11 protein-coding genes are annotated in these 15319 nt (G+C 72.1%); 6 read left to right on the top strand and 5 right to left on the bottom strand.

The window, feature by feature from the left end:
* Positions 1–78: 78 nt before the first annotated feature.
* Both POL25_RS05435 and POL25_RS05430 read right to left on the bottom strand, forming a co-directional pair.
* A complete protein-coding gene (locus POL25_RS05435; RefSeq protein ID WP_272084768.1) occupies positions 79–2094 on the bottom strand; it encodes an ATP-dependent helicase in 2016 nt (671 codons plus the stop codon).
* Positions 2091–4310 carry a S9 family peptidase gene (locus tag POL25_RS05430; RefSeq protein ID WP_272084767.1) on the bottom strand — a complete coding sequence of 740 codons (2220 nt, stop codon included), beginning with the start codon at positions 4308–4310 and terminating at the stop codon, positions 2091–2093. Before POL25_RS05430 ends, POL25_RS05435 begins: the two co-directional genes overlap by 4 nt.
* Positions 4311–4693: 383 nt before the next feature.
* Here POL25_RS05430 and POL25_RS05425 point away from each other — a divergent pair, with 383 nt between their 5' ends.
* The 5 genes from POL25_RS05425 (at position 4694) to POL25_RS05405 (ending at position 11021) form a co-directional block, all read left to right on the top strand.
* Complete coding sequence (locus POL25_RS05425) at positions 4694–5155, top strand: DUF6918 family protein (RefSeq protein ID WP_272084766.1); 462 nt, start codon at positions 4694–4696, stop codon at positions 5153–5155.
* 222 nt (positions 5156–5377) lie between these two features.
* On the top strand, positions 5378–7456 hold the full coding sequence (locus POL25_RS05420; RefSeq protein ID WP_272084765.1) for a serine/threonine-protein kinase: 2079 nt from the start codon (positions 5378–5380) through the stop codon (positions 7454–7456).
* A gap of 50 nt (positions 7457–7506) precedes the next feature.
* Positions 7507–8694 carry an LBF_2804 family protein gene (locus POL25_RS05415; RefSeq protein ID WP_272084764.1) on the top strand — a complete coding sequence of 396 codons (1188 nt, stop codon included), beginning with the start codon at positions 7507–7509 and terminating at the stop codon, positions 8692–8694.
* 96 nt (positions 8695–8790) lie between these two features.
* Positions 8791–9897: a DNA ligase gene (locus POL25_RS05410; RefSeq protein WP_272084763.1), complete on the top strand. Its 1107-nt coding sequence runs from the start codon at positions 8791–8793 to the stop codon at positions 9895–9897.
* 215 nt (positions 9898–10112) lie between these two features.
* Positions 10113–11021, top strand: coding sequence for a hypothetical protein (locus POL25_RS05405; protein WP_272084762.1), 909 nt, complete (start codon positions 10113–10115; stop codon positions 11019–11021).
* 175 nt (positions 11022–11196) lie between these two features.
* On the opposite strand, the gene POL25_RS05400 is transcribed toward POL25_RS05405, so the two are convergent.
* On the bottom strand, positions 11197–12321 hold the full coding sequence (locus tag POL25_RS05400) for a hypothetical protein (protein ID WP_272084761.1): 1125 nt from the start codon (positions 12319–12321) through the stop codon (positions 11197–11199).
* A gap of 298 nt (positions 12322–12619) precedes the next feature.
* Here POL25_RS05400 and POL25_RS05395 point away from each other — a divergent pair, with 298 nt between their 5' ends.
* Positions 12620–13993, top strand: coding sequence for an MFS transporter (locus POL25_RS05395; RefSeq protein ID WP_272084760.1), 1374 nt, complete (start codon positions 12620–12622; stop codon positions 13991–13993).
* A gap of 171 nt (positions 13994–14164) precedes the next feature.
* On the opposite strand, the gene POL25_RS05390 is transcribed toward POL25_RS05395, so the two are convergent.
* Positions 14165–14950 carry an SDR family NAD(P)-dependent oxidoreductase gene (locus POL25_RS05390; RefSeq protein ID WP_272084759.1) on the bottom strand — a complete coding sequence of 262 codons (786 nt, stop codon included), beginning with the start codon at positions 14948–14950 and terminating at the stop codon, positions 14165–14167.
* Positions 14951–15132: 182 nt separating this feature from the next.
* Entirely contained in the window at positions 15133–15318 is a 186-nt protein-coding gene (locus POL25_RS05385) for a hypothetical protein (protein ID WP_272084758.1), read from the bottom strand.
* Position 15319 lies beyond the last annotated feature (1 nt).

The raw sequence follows: 15319 nt of genomic DNA, 5'->3' as shown, positions 1-15319 counted from the left end.
AATCTTCGGTGTGTCCGAAGGAGCATGTGCGATCGGACATGCTCCCGGGAGCATGTCCGCGCCGCCATCCGCGCGAGGTCAGCCGGTCGCCGGCGACTCTTCGATCTGCCAGCGCTCGAACACCGCCGGGTTGTGATCGATCTCGACCAGGAAGCGGCTCGGGCGCATGATGTGCGACGGCCCGTCGCGGTTCTCCTCGATCACCGGATAACAGCAGTACAGCTCGTCGGCGGCGCGGGTGGCCGCGACGTAGAACAGGCGCCGCTCCTCCTCGAGATCGGCCGGGTCGCGCACGGCGGTGGCCATCGGGAAGCGGCCCTCGGCCAGCCACAGCACGAAGCAGATCGGCCACTCGAGGCCCTTGGCCTGGTGCACCGTCGACAGCACCAACATGTCGTCGGGCTCCTCGGCGCCGAGCACGTTCTCGGCGCTCATGCCCTGGACCAGGGCGAGCTCGCTGAGGAACTCGTTGGCGCCGTCGTAGCGCTCGGCGTAGCCGGCGAGGTGCTCGAGGTCGTCCTTGCGCGCGGCGGCGTTGGGGAAGTTGCGGTCGGTGTATTCGCCGTAGTGGCGGGCGACGACCTCGCGGATCATCGCGCCGGGGCTGCGCAGATCGGGGTTCTCGAGGATCGTCCACAGCTCGGCCAGCCGCTCGAGCGCCGGCTTGGCCCGCCCGCGCGCCTGGCCGGCCTGGTCGGCCAGCACCTGCCCGGCCGAGGCGGCGCCCGCGGCTGTCTCTTTGGCCAGGAGCACCGCCAGCTGCTCGGCCGTCTGCGCGCCGACGCCCGGCCACAGGCGCAGCAGACGGATCCACGACAGGCTGTCCTGCGGGTTCTGGCGCGCGCGCAGGTAGGCGACGACGTCCTTGATGTGGGCCTGCTCGAAGAAGCGGAGGCCGCTGCGCACGGTGTAGGGGATCTGCCGCCGCGTCAGCTCGACCTGCAGCTCGAGGCTGTGCGAGTGGTTGCGGTAGAGCACGGCCATGCGCGACAGCGGCATGTCGTACTCGTGGTGCAGCTCGAGCACGCGCTGGGCGATGAACTCGGCCTGCTGGAACACGTCGCGCAGCGGGATCACGGCCGGCTTCGGCCCTGATTTTTTCACCGCCACCAATTCCTTGGGGTACTGCTTGACGTTGCGGGCGATGCTGCGATTGGCGAGCGCGAGCACCTCGGGCGTCGAGCGGTAATTGATGGTCAGCGGATACAGCCGGGCCTGGGTGTGGCGGCCGCGGAACTCGGCGATCTGGGCGAAGTCGGCGCCGCGGAAGCCGTAGATCGACTGGGCGTCGTCGCCGACGCACACCAGGCTGCCGTGCTCCTTGGCCATGGCGTCGACCAGCGCGCCCTGGATCGCGCTCACGTCCTGGTACTCGTCGACGAGCACGTGGTCGTAGGCCGAGCGGACCAGCGCGGCGACCTCGGTCAGCCGCGGGTCCTCGAGCAGGCGCAGCCAGTGGATCAGCAGATCGTCGAAGTCGCACACGTTCATGTGGCGCTTGCGCTCGGCGAAGCGGACCGCGACCTCCTCGACCATGACGGCCTGGTCGAGCAGGCGCAGGCCGTGCTCCTCGACCACCTGCAGCAGCGGCTTGCGGGTGTTGGCGGCCAGGCTGATCAGGTTGGCGAGCACCTTGGGCTGCGGGAACCGGCGCGCGGTCAATGTCTGCAGGCCGAACTCCGCGACCACGGCGCTGAGCAGGGTCCGCGCGTCCTCGGGGTCGAGGATGCCGAAGTCGGGCGAGAGGCCGATCGCGGCGCCGTAGCGGCGGAGGATCCGGTTGCCGACGTGGTGGAAGGTGCCGGCCGAGCAGCGCCGCATCTCGACGCCGAGCAGCGATTCGACCCGCGCGACCATCTCGCGCGCGGCGCGATTGGTGAATGTGCACAGGAGGATCCGCTCGGGGTGGCAGCCGCCGGCGACCAGGCGGGCGACGCGGTAGGTGAGCGTGCGGGTCTTGCCGGTGCCGGCGCCGGCGAGCACGAGGATCTCGCCCGGATCGGCCTCGACGACCGCGAGCTGCTGGGGGTTGAGCTCGCGCGAAAGATCGAAGGGCTGGCGCGTCGGGGCGCTCGACTTGAGGACGTACTTCATCCGAGGTGCTTCTGCATGAACGCGAGGATCTGCTCCTCCATGTGCACGCGGTCCTCGAGGCCGCGCGGCATGTGCCGCTCGTCGGGGAACAGCAGCAGCTCGTAGGCCTTGCGCGCGCGGATGAGGGCGCCGATGAGCCGCGAGGTGTGACGGAAGTGGACGTTCTCGTCGATGAGGCCGTGGACCAGCATCAAGGCGCCGCGCAGCTCGCCGGCGTGGGCCATGACGCTGCTGTCGCGATAGCCGTCGGCGTTGTCGGCCGGCGTGCCCATGTAGCGCTCGGTGTAGTGGGTGTCGTAGCCGTCCCAGCTGGTGACGGGGGCGCCGGCGACGGCGAGGCGGAACACGTCGGGGTGACGCACCATCGCCATCGCCGCGAGGTAACCGCCGTAGCTCCAGCCGTAGATGCCGACGCGGGCCGGATCGACGAGGCCGAGGCCGGCGAAGTGGCGCACGCCGTCGACCTGATCCTCGAGCTCGGCGCGGCCGAGGTCGCGGTGGATGGCGCCCTCGAAGGCGAGGCCGCGGCGGGCGCTGCCGCGGTTGTCGATCTTGAGGACGAGGTAGCCGCGGCTGCGCAGCGCCTGGGCCCGCATGTCGACGGTGCTGCCCCAGGTGTCGACGACCCGCTGGGCGTGCGGGCCGCCGTAGACGGACACCAGCGTGGGGTAGGGCGGACCGGCGGGGACCGGGGCGCCGCGGGCGTCGGCGCGGATGGCCGAAGGGTCAGGTCGGTAGACGGCGGCCCACAGCTCGTCGCCGTGGCGGTTGCGGAAGCTGACGAGCTCGGGCGGCGGCAGATCGAGGCCGGCCAGGCGCGGGTCGTCCTCGCCGGGCAGCTCCTCGATCAGCTTGCCGTCGTCGAGGCTGCGCAGCGACAGCCGGGTCGGGTGCTGCAGGCTGCTGTGCGCGTCGACGAAGCGCCGCTTGGCCCGGTCGATCACGACGCCGTGGACCCCGGGCTCGTGCGTCAGCTGGACGACCTCGCCGCCCGCCAGCGGGACCATGAACAGGTGCTGCTCGGTGGGGCGGTCGCGCCAGCCGGTGAAGTAGACCCGGCCGCGATCCTCGTCGACGGTCACGACATGGTCGATCGGCCATGTCCCGGAGGTCAGCTCGCGGATCAGCCGGCCGTCGCCGGCGCGCAGCTCGAGCTGGCGGAAGCCGGTCCGCTCGCTCGACCACACGAAGGCGCCGGCCAGCTCGCCGACGCCCTTGTCGAGCGGGCGCAGGTCGTCGTGGAGGTTGTACCAGGGCGTACCTGTCTCTTCGAGCAGGTCGGTGGCCTTGCCGGTGCGCGGGTCGAGGCGGACCAGGCGGAGGTGCTGCTGGCCGCGGTCCTGCAACTGGGCGGTGAGGCTGCCGTCGGGGAACCACTGGACGCGGGCGAGGTACTCGAACGCGCCGAGGTCCATCCAGGTGACGCGGCCGCCGGCGACCGGGACCACGCCGAGGCGCACGCGCGCGTTGGGGCTGCCGGCGAACGGGTAGCGGTGATCCTCCTGCGCGCCGTCGCCGACCTGATCCTTGCCCTGGTGGACGATGCGGTAGATCGGGATGTGCGTCTCGTCGACCTCGACGAACGCGAGCTGCTTGCCGTCGTCGGACCACCAGAAGCCGTGGCTGCGGTGCATTTCCTCCTGGGCGATGTACTCGGCGAGGCCGTTCGTCTTGCCGGTCCCGCGCGCGCCGGTGGTGAGCTGCTTGGGGGCGCCGCCGGCGACTTCGACGACGTACAGCTCGTCGTCGTGGACGTAGGCGACGCGCTTGCCGTCGGGCGAGAGCTTGGCGTCGAGCGCCGGCGGGCCGCCGGGGCCGGGATCGACGAGCAGCCGCAGCTCGCTGTCCTCGGGCCGCTTGACGTAGATCTTGCCGGTGAGCGGGACGAGCATGGTGTCGCCGTCCTCGGCCCACGCGTACGAGGTGACGCCGAGCTCGCGCTGGCGCAGCCGCTCGCGCCGCAGCTTCTCCTCGAGCGAGAGGTTGGCCTCGGTCGCGCCGCCGCCGGGCGGAGCGACGAGCAGGGTCTCTTCGCCGGTCCGCAGGTCGCGGCGGTAGAGCTGGCGCACGAGGCTGCGCTCGGGGCTGCGCAAGTAGGCGAGGGCGCGACCGTCAGGGGTGAAGCTGATCGCCTGCGGGCCGACGACGCCGGGCAGCGGATAGGCGGCGGCCTCCTCGAGCGGGAGCAGGGGCTTGGACGTGGGGAGCGTGGTCATGGCGGGGCGAGTCGGCGGCTCGTGACGCGCGTCGTCGCGGCCGCACGCGCCGGTCAGCGCGAGGCATGCGAGCGCGAGGCCGCGGACGAACGGTGCGGCGGAGTTCGGGGGGGACGGCACGCGCGTGCATCTTGGCACACTCGCGCCCTCCGTGAATCCGGCCGCGCCGGGCGCCGTGGCGCCGGCGGGCAAGGCGAGGCAGTTTCGTGGAGTCGTGTGCGGAAAGCAGCGGCTTTGCCATCGCGTGGGGAAGAGCGCGTGGGGAAGAGCGCGTGGATCTTCGCGGAGAAGATCGCAGAAGAGTTTGCGGGCCTCGCGGCGAGCCGGACGCGCGCCGCAGGTCGGCTTGCGCGGCCGCGGGAAATCGGCCATAAACCGTGCCCATGGCCACCTTAGTCGAGATTTTCACCCGTGAAGAGGTTCGTCCGCAGGTGGTCCGCGCGTGCGCCTCGCTGGTCGACGCCGAGGTGAAGAGCAAGACCGGGCTGTCGGCCCTGGCCATCAAGGCCGGTTACAAGCTGGTCGCGGCGATCCGCCCGTCGATGGTGTCCGATGTCGTCGACCGCCTGCTGCCCGAGTTCGGGGCGGCGCTCGAGCCGTTCTACGTCGAGAGCCGCGAGCAGGCCGCCCGCGACGGCGCGCCGCTGCCCGGGGTGTTCGCCGCGCACATGACCACAGAGGCGCCTCGCGTGGCCCAGGCGCTGCTGACCGTCACCGACCGCCGCGCGGCCAAGGCCAGCGGCCCGCTGCGCAAGACGTACGACCGCCTGCGCGACTCGGCCGAGGCCCACGTGCGCCTCGCCGCCCCGGGGCTGGGCCGCACGCTGGCGCCGTTCCTGGCGTGAGCGACGGGCGCGCTGACGCCGTCGCTGGGGTGAGTGCTGGATCTGCCGCCGCGCGGTGAGCCGCGATGGCGGATCGACAGCGCGCGCAGCGGAGGTCGCGGACCCGGCGGCGAAGGCGAGACGGTCCGCATGGAGTGACCCGCGCTCCGGTGGTGGTGGCGACCCCGCAGACGTGCGGGCGCGATCGCGCTCCCGCGTCCTTTGTTATGCTGCTGTCCGCGCATGAGCGGGACGAAGCGATGGCCGTGGGACAAGCCGGACCACGAGGAGGACGAGCCGGTCATGGCGGAGCTCCGCCCCGCGGTGACCGGGACCGAGCCGCAGATCGTCCGCTACCTCCGCGACATCGAGGTCGAGCCGCAGGTGAGCCCGGGCCTCGACGAGCTCGGGCCGCCGATCGACGGCACGGGTGACGGCCGCTACGCCGTCGGCGACCAACTCGGTCGCGGCGGCGGCGGGGTGGTCTACCTGGGGGCCGACCGCAGCATGCGGCGCACGGTGGCGGTCAAGGTGCTGTCGCCGAACCACGTCAACGACCCGGTGCGGGTGCAGGCGTTCGTCGAGGAGGCGATCATCACCGGCGGGCTCGAGCACCCCAACATCGTGCCGGCCTACGACCTCGGCTGCAGCCCGACGCTGGGGCTCTACTACACGATGAAGCGGCTGACCGGGCGGCCGCTGTCGCAGATCATCGACGCGCTGCACGAGGGCGATCCGGCGACGACACACGCGTTCGGCATGTACCGCCTGCTCGGCTGCTTCATCGAGCTGTGCCGCGCGGTCGCCTACGCCCACGCGCGCGGGGTGCTGCACTGCGACCTCAAGCCGGAGAACGTGCTGATCGGCGAGTATGGCGAGGTGGTGCTGGTCGACTGGGGCCTGGCGCAGGTGCTGGGGCCGCAGGGGCGCCGGCAGGCGCGGGCGCACATGCACGCCGGGACGCCCGAGTACATGGCGCCGGAGCAGATCACCAAGGCGGGCCACGACCTCGACGTGCGCAGCGACATCTGGTCGCTGGGGGTGATCCTGTACGAGATCCTCACGCTGACGCAGCCCTTCCAGGGCGCCAACGCGAAGGAGGTGCTGATGCGGGTGATGGTCGAGCAGGTCGAGCTGCCGTCGAAGCGCGCGCCGAACCGGCCGATCCCGCCGGGCGTCGAGGACATCTGCCGCCGGGCGCTGAGCAAGAACCGCGAGCACCGCTACGGCTCGGTGGTCGAGCTGCTGGCCGACCTCGACGCGTACCTCGAGGGCTCGCGCGAGCGCATGCGCCGGTCGGAGCTGGCCCGCCGCTCGCTCGACGCGGCCCACCTGCTGCTCGATCGCCTGCGGCCGCTCGAGGAGGAGTGCGACGACTGGCTGGCCGGCCGCCCGCGCGACGAGGGCGAGGAGCTGCGCACGGCGTTGATGGACGAGCCGCGGCTGGCCGACCTGCGCCGCGAGCTGCTGGCGGTCTACCGCGACGCGACGCAGCTGATCCTGCGCGGGCTCGAGAGCGACAGCGACGTCGACAGCCTGCGCGACGTCGGCGGCGACCTGTACTGGCGGGTGTTCATGCGCCTTTACCCGTCGTCGACGCCGACGGAGGGGCCGACCCGCGAGGCGGCGATGGAGCTGCTGCTGACGCTGAGCCAGAAGTGCTTCGGCGGGATCGTGCGCGCGGGCCGACGCCTGACCCGCTCGCGCGCGCTGTCGCCGATCTCGACGTCGGACCTGCAGCGGCCCGGGCCGGCGACCGACGACCCGTGGCTCAACGTGGTCAGCACGCTGTGCGGCGGCGAGGAGGAGGAGATCGACGAGTCGCGCGCGCCGACCGGGCTGCGCACGCTGATCGGCCGCATCATGTTCCTGCGCCGGATCAGCCTGTTCAACGCGGTGCCGACGGCGGCGCTGCTGCCGATCGCGGAGGCCTGCCACGAGGTCGCGTTCGCGCCGCTGCAGCCGGTGTTCGAGCAGGGGGCGCCGGGCGACGCGCTCTGCATCCTGCTCGAGGGCACGGTCGAGGTGGTGCGTGACGGCGCCGTCATCAATCGCCTCAAGCCCGGCGACGTGTGCGGGGAGGTCGCGGTGTTGAGCCAGTCGGCGCGCACGGCCGGGGTGTTCGCCACCGACGAGCCGGTGCGAGCGCTGATGCTGGGGGCGGACCGGTTCCGCAAGATCGTGCGCGAGAGCGGCGACATCGGCCTGGCGGTCATCGAGGTGCTGTCCGAGCGCCTGCGCGTGGCGACCGAGCGCGAGGCGGCCCTGCGCTCGCTGGCGAAGACGATCCTGGCCAAGAAGGTCGATCTGACGCTGCCGTGAGCGCCAGCGCGCCGACAGGGCCGCCGCGGATGCGCTAGCATCCCGGGCCTGTGACGCAGAAGCGGCGCGTGGTCGAGGCGCTCGCCGTGCGGTACTTCAAGCGCCGCGCGGGCAAGGCGGTGCGCCCCGACTCCCGCGACGCCATTCACTTCCTCAACCCCGACGAGCGGCGGGAGCTGCGGCGCATCGAGTACGTCGCGGTCGGCCGGGCCGGGCTGGTCGGGGCCATCTGCGCCGGCCTCGGGGCGGTCGCCAACGTCGCCCTGCAGCCGCTGCTCGGCGACGATCCGGGCAACGCGAGCTGGTGGGCGTGGATCGAGTTCCTGGTGCTCACGCTGCTGGCCGTGCTGCCGCTGGTGGTGATCGAGCTGTCGCTGATCTACTGGAACGCGATCGACTCGGTGCATCAGCTGGCGGCCGCGGCCGGGCTGCCGCTGTTCCGCGCCAAGGAGGTCGGGCAGGACGTGGTCCGTCACGTCGGCGACATGGTGGACGACGAGGACGAGATCTTCGCCGCGGTGCTGGCCCGCGCGGCGCTCGAGATCCCGAACCCGCCGCGGCCGATGTTCGGCATCGATCCGCGGCGCGAGGCGTCGCGCCTGCGGATCTTGATGGCGACGCTGGTCTACAAGGCCAAGGTCAGCCTGACGAAGTTCATCGCGCGCACGCTGCTGACGCGGATCTTCGGCCGCGCGGCGCTGCGGGCCTGGATCCCGTTCGTCGCCGTGCCGATCACGGCGCTGTGGGACGCGCTGGTGTGCCGCCGGGCGCTGCGAGAGGCGCGGCTGCGGGCGATCGGGCCGTCGGCGGCCAACGAGCTGCTGGGCTTCGTGCTGGCGCCGCACCCCGAGCCGTCGCCGGGGCTGCGCGAGGCGCTGATGCGGGCGATCGGCAGCGCGGTGGTCCGCTCGCGCGACTTCCACCCCAACCTGATCGAGATGCTGGATGACCTGAAGGACAGGATCGGTGAGACAGACGCGGAGGCGCTCGACGACGTGCCGCGCTTCATCGAGTGCCTGCGCCGGCTCCTGCCCGCCGAGCAGAAGGCGGCCCTGCACACGCTGGTGATCGCGTGCATCCTCGACGGGCGGGTGCGCCAGGGCGAGCGCGCGATCATGGCCAGAGCGTTCCGGGTGTGCGGCCGCCCGCCGCCGCGGATCCAGGTGCTGGTGCTGCAGCGCGCGCTGCTCAGCGGCGATCAGCTGGCGCCGAAGATGCTCGAGCTGTTGACGCCGTAGCGCTCGATTTCGATCGCGCGCGCGAGCGCGGCGCGATCTGCCGCGGATCGCCGCGAGCGGGTAGTCTCGGCCGGCCGCGAAGGCGAAGGATGGGACATGCCCGATCTTGCAGATGGGGACTCGGTCGAGGTGAAGGGCTCCGGCGCCAAGCCGTACGTGTTGAAGAACGTCGGCGGGGTGTTCTCGTGCAGCTGCCCGGCGTGGCGCAACGTGGGCGGGCCGATCGACAAGCGCACGTGCAAGCACCTCAAGGGGCTGCGCGGCGAGGCGGTCGAGCTGGCGCGGATCGGGGCGCCGGCGGGGGCGAGCGGGGCGACCGGGTCGGCTGTCCCGAAGGCCAGCAAGGCTGGCCCGAAGACCAGCTCGAGCGACGGCGAGGCGGCCGGCGAGCAGGCGCCGCCGCTGCTGCTGGCGCACGTGTACGACCCCGAGGTCGACCCGGCCGGCTGGTGGATGAGCGAGAAGCTCGACGGCGTGCGCGCGTACTGGGACGGCAAGCGGTTCGTGTCGCGGCTCGGCAACGTCTATCACGCGCCGGCGTGGTTCACGGAGGGGCTGCCGGAGTTCACCCTCGACGGCGAGCTGTGGCTCGACCGCAAGGCGTTCCAGCGCACGGTGAGCGTGGTGCGGCGCCAGGACGGCGGCGAGGCGTGGCGGCAGGTGCGGTTCCTGGTGTTCGACGCGCCCGGCCACGAGGGCGACTTCGAGGCGCGGATGCGCCACTACCACGCGGAGCTCGAGCGGCGCCGTCCGGGGTTCGCCAGCGCGCTCGCGCACGAGATCTGTACGGGCACGGAGCACCTGCAGCGTGAGCTTATGCGGGTGGAAGCGCTCGGCGGCGAGGGGCTGATGTTGCGCCGGCCCGGCTCGCGCTACGAGGTCGGTCGCTCGCACACGCTGCTCAAGGTCAAGTCGTTCCACGACGACGAGGCGAGGGTGGTCGGCCATCAGCCGGGCACGGGCAAGCACAAGGGGCGGCTCGGCGCGCTGCTGGTCGAGCTGCGGAACGGCACGCGCTTCGCTCTCGGCACCGGCCTGTCGGACGCCGAGCGCAACGACCCGCCCCTGGTCGGCACGATCGTCACGTTCCGCTATCAAGAGCTGTCGGACGGCGGGGTGCCGCGCTTCCCGTCGTACGTCGGCGTCCGCCACGACGTGGCCTGGAAGCCAGGCGAGCCGGCGGCGAACAAGGCCGCCCGTTGACGACATCCACGCGGTCCTCCGGGGAGGGTGAGCCGGCTCGGGGGCGGAGGGCCGGAGTTGTCTCGGCGGCGCAAATATGGTACTTGCGCAGCGCGAATTCGCCCTGAACAAAGGCCGTACGTCGAATTGATCTCGCCCCCCCAGGTTTGGACTTTCGCCGCCGCGCACTGCGAATTCACGGACCCAACCAGCACGAAAGACCCCACGGACTCTCCATGAACACGTTCAATCGCATGTTTTTCGCCTCGGGCCTGGTGGCCTTCGGTCTCGGCATGTCCTCCACCTCCGGCTGCGGCGGCGGCGACTACTGCTCGACGGTCTTCAACAAGGCCGTGGAGTGTGCCTCGCCCGAGGAGAAGGCGCTCGTCGAGGGCCTGAAGGACCTCGTGATGAAGGACTGTCGCGAGAAGAAGGACCGCGACCCCGAGGAGGAGAAGGCCGACCTCGAGTGCGCCAAGAAGAGCGCCTGCGACGAGTACAAGAAGTGCCAGCAGGAGCTGAGCGACAAGAAGCAGGCCATTCGCATCAAGAAGGAAGTCGAGGGCGCGCTCAAGACCGGCGAGAAGATGGAAGACGCCCTGTCGTCCTGCAAGTACAGCGACATCAAGGACGAAGAGGTCAAGAAGCTGTGCGGCGACCTGTTCAAGAAGTCGATCGACGCGGCCATCAAGGAGCTCGAGGGCGTCCGTGACAGCGGCGGCGACGGCCTCAGCAAGTGCTTCGACCTCCAGGCGACCGCCGAGAAGGTGTCGCCCGAGGAGAAGACCAAGGCCGACGCCCTGTGCAAGGAGGTCGAGGCCGGCAAGCGCGCGAAGGAAGCGCTCGACGAGGCCAAGAAGAACCTCGACGCCAACACCAACGAGGTGCCCTTCCAGTGCAGCATGGCGGTCGAGGACCTCGAGAAGCTGACCTCGGACTGGGCCAAGGCCAAGCTGCAAGAGGTCGCCAAGGGCTGCTACGTCGACCTCGGCAAGAAGATCCTGCCGGCCCAGGTCGACAAGATGCTGATCTGCGAGTACCAGGTCGAGCAGGTCTACAAGGCCGTCAAGAAGTACGACCTCAAGGACGCCGAGCTCGACACCTGGATCTCCAAGGCCGACGCCAAGTGCGCCGGCTCCAAGTGAGCGGATTCCGACCCCCCGCCCACGCCTGACGGCGGCCTGACGGCCCGATCGCGCCCGTCACACTCCCCCGAGTGCGACGGGCGTCGTCGCGAGCGGCGACGGACGACATGCCCCGAAGGGCAGGTCCGAAGCGACATGTCCCATCGAACATGCTCCATCGAGCATGTCCTCGCGGTCACAGGCCGAACTGCAGCATCAGCGAGCCGAGCCGCTCCGGCGGGGCGCCGCGGAAGGCGGGGTAGACGTCGAACGTGCCGAGCAGGTGGCACCACAGCCAGCCGAGGCGGGCGAACACGCGGACGCCGGGGCGCGCGAGCGGGGCCAGCTGGATCGGCGCACCGACGCCGACGCCGCTGTCGGGCACGAGCCGGTGCGGCACGCGGGGGTAGGTCAGCTCCCACGCCGGGATCACGGCCACGCGGGCGCGGGCGTCGGTCTCGATCACGAGGCTGTGCACCCACATCTGCGGCCACGCCAGCTCCCAGCCGAGGCGCAGGCGCGGGCGCAGGCCCTCGGGCGAGAAGCCGAGGCCGACGCCGGCGATCGGGCCGCCAGGGTCGAGGCGGAGCGGGGTCTTGAACGCGAGCTTGATGGGCTCGTCGCCATCCTTGCGGAGGTCGCGGGTGATCCGGCGACCCTCGCCGCCGGGGAACAGGCCGGGCCGGTGCTCGCGCCACGGGCGGCGCAGCTCGAGGCTGAGGCGCACGCTCTCGGGCCCGGGCTGCGGCCGGTAGTCGACGGCGTAGTCGGGCAGCCCGGCCGGCGAGACGAGCGGGTGGCGGCGGCGGTTGGTGGTCCTGCCGGCGTCGCAGCCGCACGCGGCCGGGCCGATCTGCAGGTCGGCCCGGACCTCGACGACGATGTCATTCACCTGTCCCGCGGGCCAGGTGACGAACAGCTCGCGCTGGCCGACGCCGAAGCGCGGGTCGAGGGCGGCGATCGAGCTGGCGACGATGTCGCCGCCGAGGCGGACGACGATGTCGGCGCCGGTCGGGTAGGCGAAGGTCAGCGGGACGTCGGTCGCGCCGGCGCGGGTCAGCACGTAGCGGGCGCTCCACGTGCACGCGAGGCGGCCACGCCGGGCCGGGCGGCAGGTCAGGCCTGCGACCTCCTCCGTGGTGGTGACGGCGGCGGCGAACGCCTCGGGCACGTACGGCGGGTGAAAGGTCGGGCCGAGCAGGGCGCAGTCGCAGGCGCCCGCCGGGCGCGGGGCCGCCAGCGCGGCGAGGGCGGCGAGGAGCGGCAGCAGGGCGAACGCGCGGGTCATCGGCGGCTGCGCGGGCGGGCGGAGGTCAAGCATGTAGCTGGTCGAAAGGACATGTCCGGAGAGACATCGAAAATACCGCGGCGGGAGCGGGGCCGCTGCTGGCCTGGCGGACATGTCGCAAGAGGCATGTGAATGCGTGAGCCGCTGCGCGGTCCGGCGCGCTTCGCGGGCGCCGGGGACCCTGGGAGGGACAGCGTGGCACATCGCCGCGGCGGCGACCACGACGCGGAGGACGCGGTGAGCGGCGCAGCGCGGGCGCGTGAAGAATGTCCGGACCTTCATGCGGCGCGACCCCGCGGCGCGGGCCCGGGCGACGCGCTATGCTCGCGCCGTGGTCCAGCACCTGCAGGTCGATCCGAGCGCGTCGCACGTCGGCGTCGACGTCGACGTGTCGCGCCTGCGGTGGCGCGGTGTGATGCGCCACGTCGGCTTTCGCCGGGTCTGGCTGGGGGCGATGGCCTCGTCGATCGGCACGTGGATGGAGGGCGTGGGCGTCCAGTGGCTCATGGCCGAACAGACCTCGTCGACGCTGATGCTCGGCGCGCTCGCGGCCGCGCAGCTGGGGCCGATGCTGATCCTCGGGCTGCCGGCGGGGCTGCTGGTCGACTGGGTCGACCGGCGGCAGATGCTCTTGATCACGCAGGTGGTGATGATGGCGATCGCGGCGCTGCTGGCGGTGGCGCACGCGTTCGGGTGGGCCACGCCGCCGGTGCTGATCGGGCTCGGGCTGGTCAACGGGATCGCCATGGCGTTCAACACGCCGGCGTGGCAGACGCTGAGCCCGCGGCTGGTGCCGCGCGAGGAGCTGCCGCGGGCGATCGCGCTGATGGGCATGCAGTTCAACCTCGCGCGCGTGGCCGGGCCGGCGCTGGCGGGGCTGCTGATGGCCAAGTGGGGCGCGACGCTGCTGTTCACGATCAACGCCCTGAGCTTCGTCGGCGTGCTGTGGGCGGTGCGCTCGACCGCGCCGGCGCCCCCGGCCAGCACCGGCGCGCACGCGCCGTGGCGCGAGGTCAGCGAGGCGCTGCGGTTCGTCCGCGACCACGTCGGCGCGCGTCGGGTGATGCTGGGCCTGCTGCTGCTCAGCATGCTGGCGGCGCCGCTGCAGCGGATGCTGCCGCTGTTCGTGTCGGAGGTGTACCACGCCGAGGAGGCGACCTACGGGCTGATGCTGTCGGCGGTCGGCGCGGGGGCGGTGCTCGGCGGGCTGTCGCTGGGCCGGCTTCCGTCGTGGTACCCGCGGCATCACATCATCCCGCTGGCGCTGCTGATGTCGGGCGCTTCGATGACGATCTACTGCGCGCTGACCGAGCCGGCGTGGGCGGCGGCGTGCCTGCTGGTGTCGGGGTTCTTTTGGATCTGGGCCTTCTCGAGCCTGATGACGTCGGTCCAGCTGCTGACCCCGGACGCGATGCGCGGGCGGGTGCTGGCGCTGTTCAACATGGCGATGTTCGGGGCGATGCCGGTCGGCAGCGTGCTGTCGGCGCTGCTCGGCGACCGGCTGGCGGCGCTGCTCGGCGGTGGCCCGGGCCTGGCGGTGCAGCTCGGGGTCGGGGTGTTCACGCTGGTGCTGTGGCTGGCAGGCGCGGTGCTGCTGATCTGGCGCACGCCGGAGATCGACGACCTCAAGCCCGGCGACCACGGCCACGCGCGCCGGCCAGGGCTGTGGGCCGGGATCACGGCGGCGGGGCACCGGCCGGCGTGAGGGCGGGTCGCATGGCGTGAAGGACATGCGACATGGGGCATGTCCTCGGCGACATGTCGTGATGGACATGCGATAAGGGGCATGTCCTGGGAGACATGTACCGTCCGTGGCGGCCACGGCTCGAGTCCGACGCCGAGGGTGGGAGCTCGCCGGTGTCGGAGGCGGCGCGCGTCACCAGCTGGCGTGGGCGCCGTCGCGGTAGAAGCGGTGCGGGTCGTCGCGCGGGGCCTCGAGGCCGCCGAGGATGCTGGCGGCGCCGACTTCGACGGTGCGCTCGGCGTTGGGGCCGCCCATGGCGGTGCGGACCCAGCCGGGGCACACGGCGACGATGTCGAGGTGGCGCGGGTCGCCGGCGAGGTCGCGCGCGAGCAGGTGAGCCAGGGCGGTGACGCCGATCTTCGAGGTGCCGTAGGCGGTGCCCGGCCAGCCGGCCTCGCGGTGGCGGCCGGCCTGCACGTCGTCGACGAACTGCTGCATGAAGGCGGACAGCTCGTCACGCGTGAGGGTGTCGAGGTCGAGGCGGGCCCGCAGATCGGCGGAGAGGAGGTCGCGCTGACCGACGCCGCTCGAGACGAGCACGAGGCGCGCGTCCTGCCGCAGCAGCGGGAGCACGCCCTCGACCACGCGCAGGACGCCGAAGTAATTGGTGTCGACGGTGGTGGCCGCGACCTGAGCGTCGAAGCCGTCGAGGGCGACGCCGGCGTTGGCGACCACGACGTCGAGGCCCTCGGGGTCGAGCCGCCGCAGCTCGGCGACCAGGCGGGCGACGCTGGCAGAGTCGCCGACATCGAGCGGCAAGAACTCGACGCCGAGGTCGCGGGCGGCCTCACGCCCGCGCTCGGGGTCGCGGGCGGTGAGGATGACGCGGTAACCCCGGTCGCGGAGCTGGCGGCAAACTTCGAGGCCGAGGCCCCGGTTGGCCCCGGTGACGAGGGCGAGCGGCAGACGTGCGGTCATCCCCCGAGGTTAGCCGGAGGGGTGCACTCATCTGACAGACGGGACGCGATCGCTGCGGAGGCGGGCGCGCTCCCGATGGGGTGGGTGCGCAGCGGGCTCGAGCGCGTGCTTGCGCGGAGGTCGCCCGCGTCCCGGCTTTCCGGAGACCGCGGGCATCTGCGGAGCGAGCGCTGTCGATCCCGTCATGAAGCGGCGAGTGCTCGCACGGTCGCCCGATGCGCTGTCAGTGTGCCGTGGAGCGGTGCGATCGATCGGTGGGGCGGGTGCTCGCGCGGGATCGCGGCGTTGGCGAGCGTCATGATGCGGCGCAATCCGTCCGCGCAGGCGGGGCGGTGCTCGCGTGGGATCGCGGCGTTGTCGAGCGTCATG

Origin of the sequence: Nannocystis bainbridge (genome assembly GCF_028368995.1) — a bacterium.
Classification (GTDB): Bacteria; Myxococcota_A; Polyangia; order Nannocystales; family Nannocystaceae; genus Nannocystis; species Nannocystis bainbridge.
The sequence above is the reverse complement of the archived record's forward strand: the minus strand, read 5'-3'. Positions and strand labels throughout refer to the sequence as shown.

Bases quoted from the DNA above. Each gene is read 5' to 3' on its own strand.
- POL25_RS05405 (WP_272084762.1), top strand. From the start codon at position 10,113: ATGAACACGTTCAATCGCATGTTTTTCGCCTCGGGCCTGGTGGCCTTC.
- POL25_RS05435 (WP_272084768.1), bottom strand. From the start codon at position 2,094: ATGAAGTACGTCCTCAAGTCGAGCGCCCCGACGCGCCAGCCCTTCGAT.
- POL25_RS05425 (WP_272084766.1), top strand. From the start codon at position 4,694: ATGGCCACCTTAGTCGAGATTTTCACCCGTGAAGAGGTTCGTCCGCAG.
- POL25_RS05385 (WP_272084758.1), bottom strand. From the start codon at position 15,318: ATGACGCTCGACAACGCCGCGATCCCACGCGAGCACCGCCCCGCCTGC.
- POL25_RS05430 (WP_272084767.1), bottom strand. From the start codon at position 4,310: ATGACCACGCTCCCCACGTCCAAGCCCCTGCTCCCGCTCGAGGAGGCC.
- POL25_RS05410 (WP_272084763.1), top strand. From the start codon at position 8,791: ATGCCCGATCTTGCAGATGGGGACTCGGTCGAGGTGAAGGGCTCCGGC.
- POL25_RS05400 (WP_272084761.1), bottom strand. From the start codon at position 12,321: ATGCTTGACCTCCGCCCGCCCGCGCAGCCGCCGATGACCCGCGCGTTC.
- POL25_RS05420 (WP_272084765.1), top strand. From the start codon at position 5,378: ATGAGCGGGACGAAGCGATGGCCGTGGGACAAGCCGGACCACGAGGAG.
- POL25_RS05390 (WP_272084759.1), bottom strand. From the start codon at position 14,950: ATGACCGCACGTCTGCCGCTCGCCCTCGTCACCGGGGCCAACCGGGGC.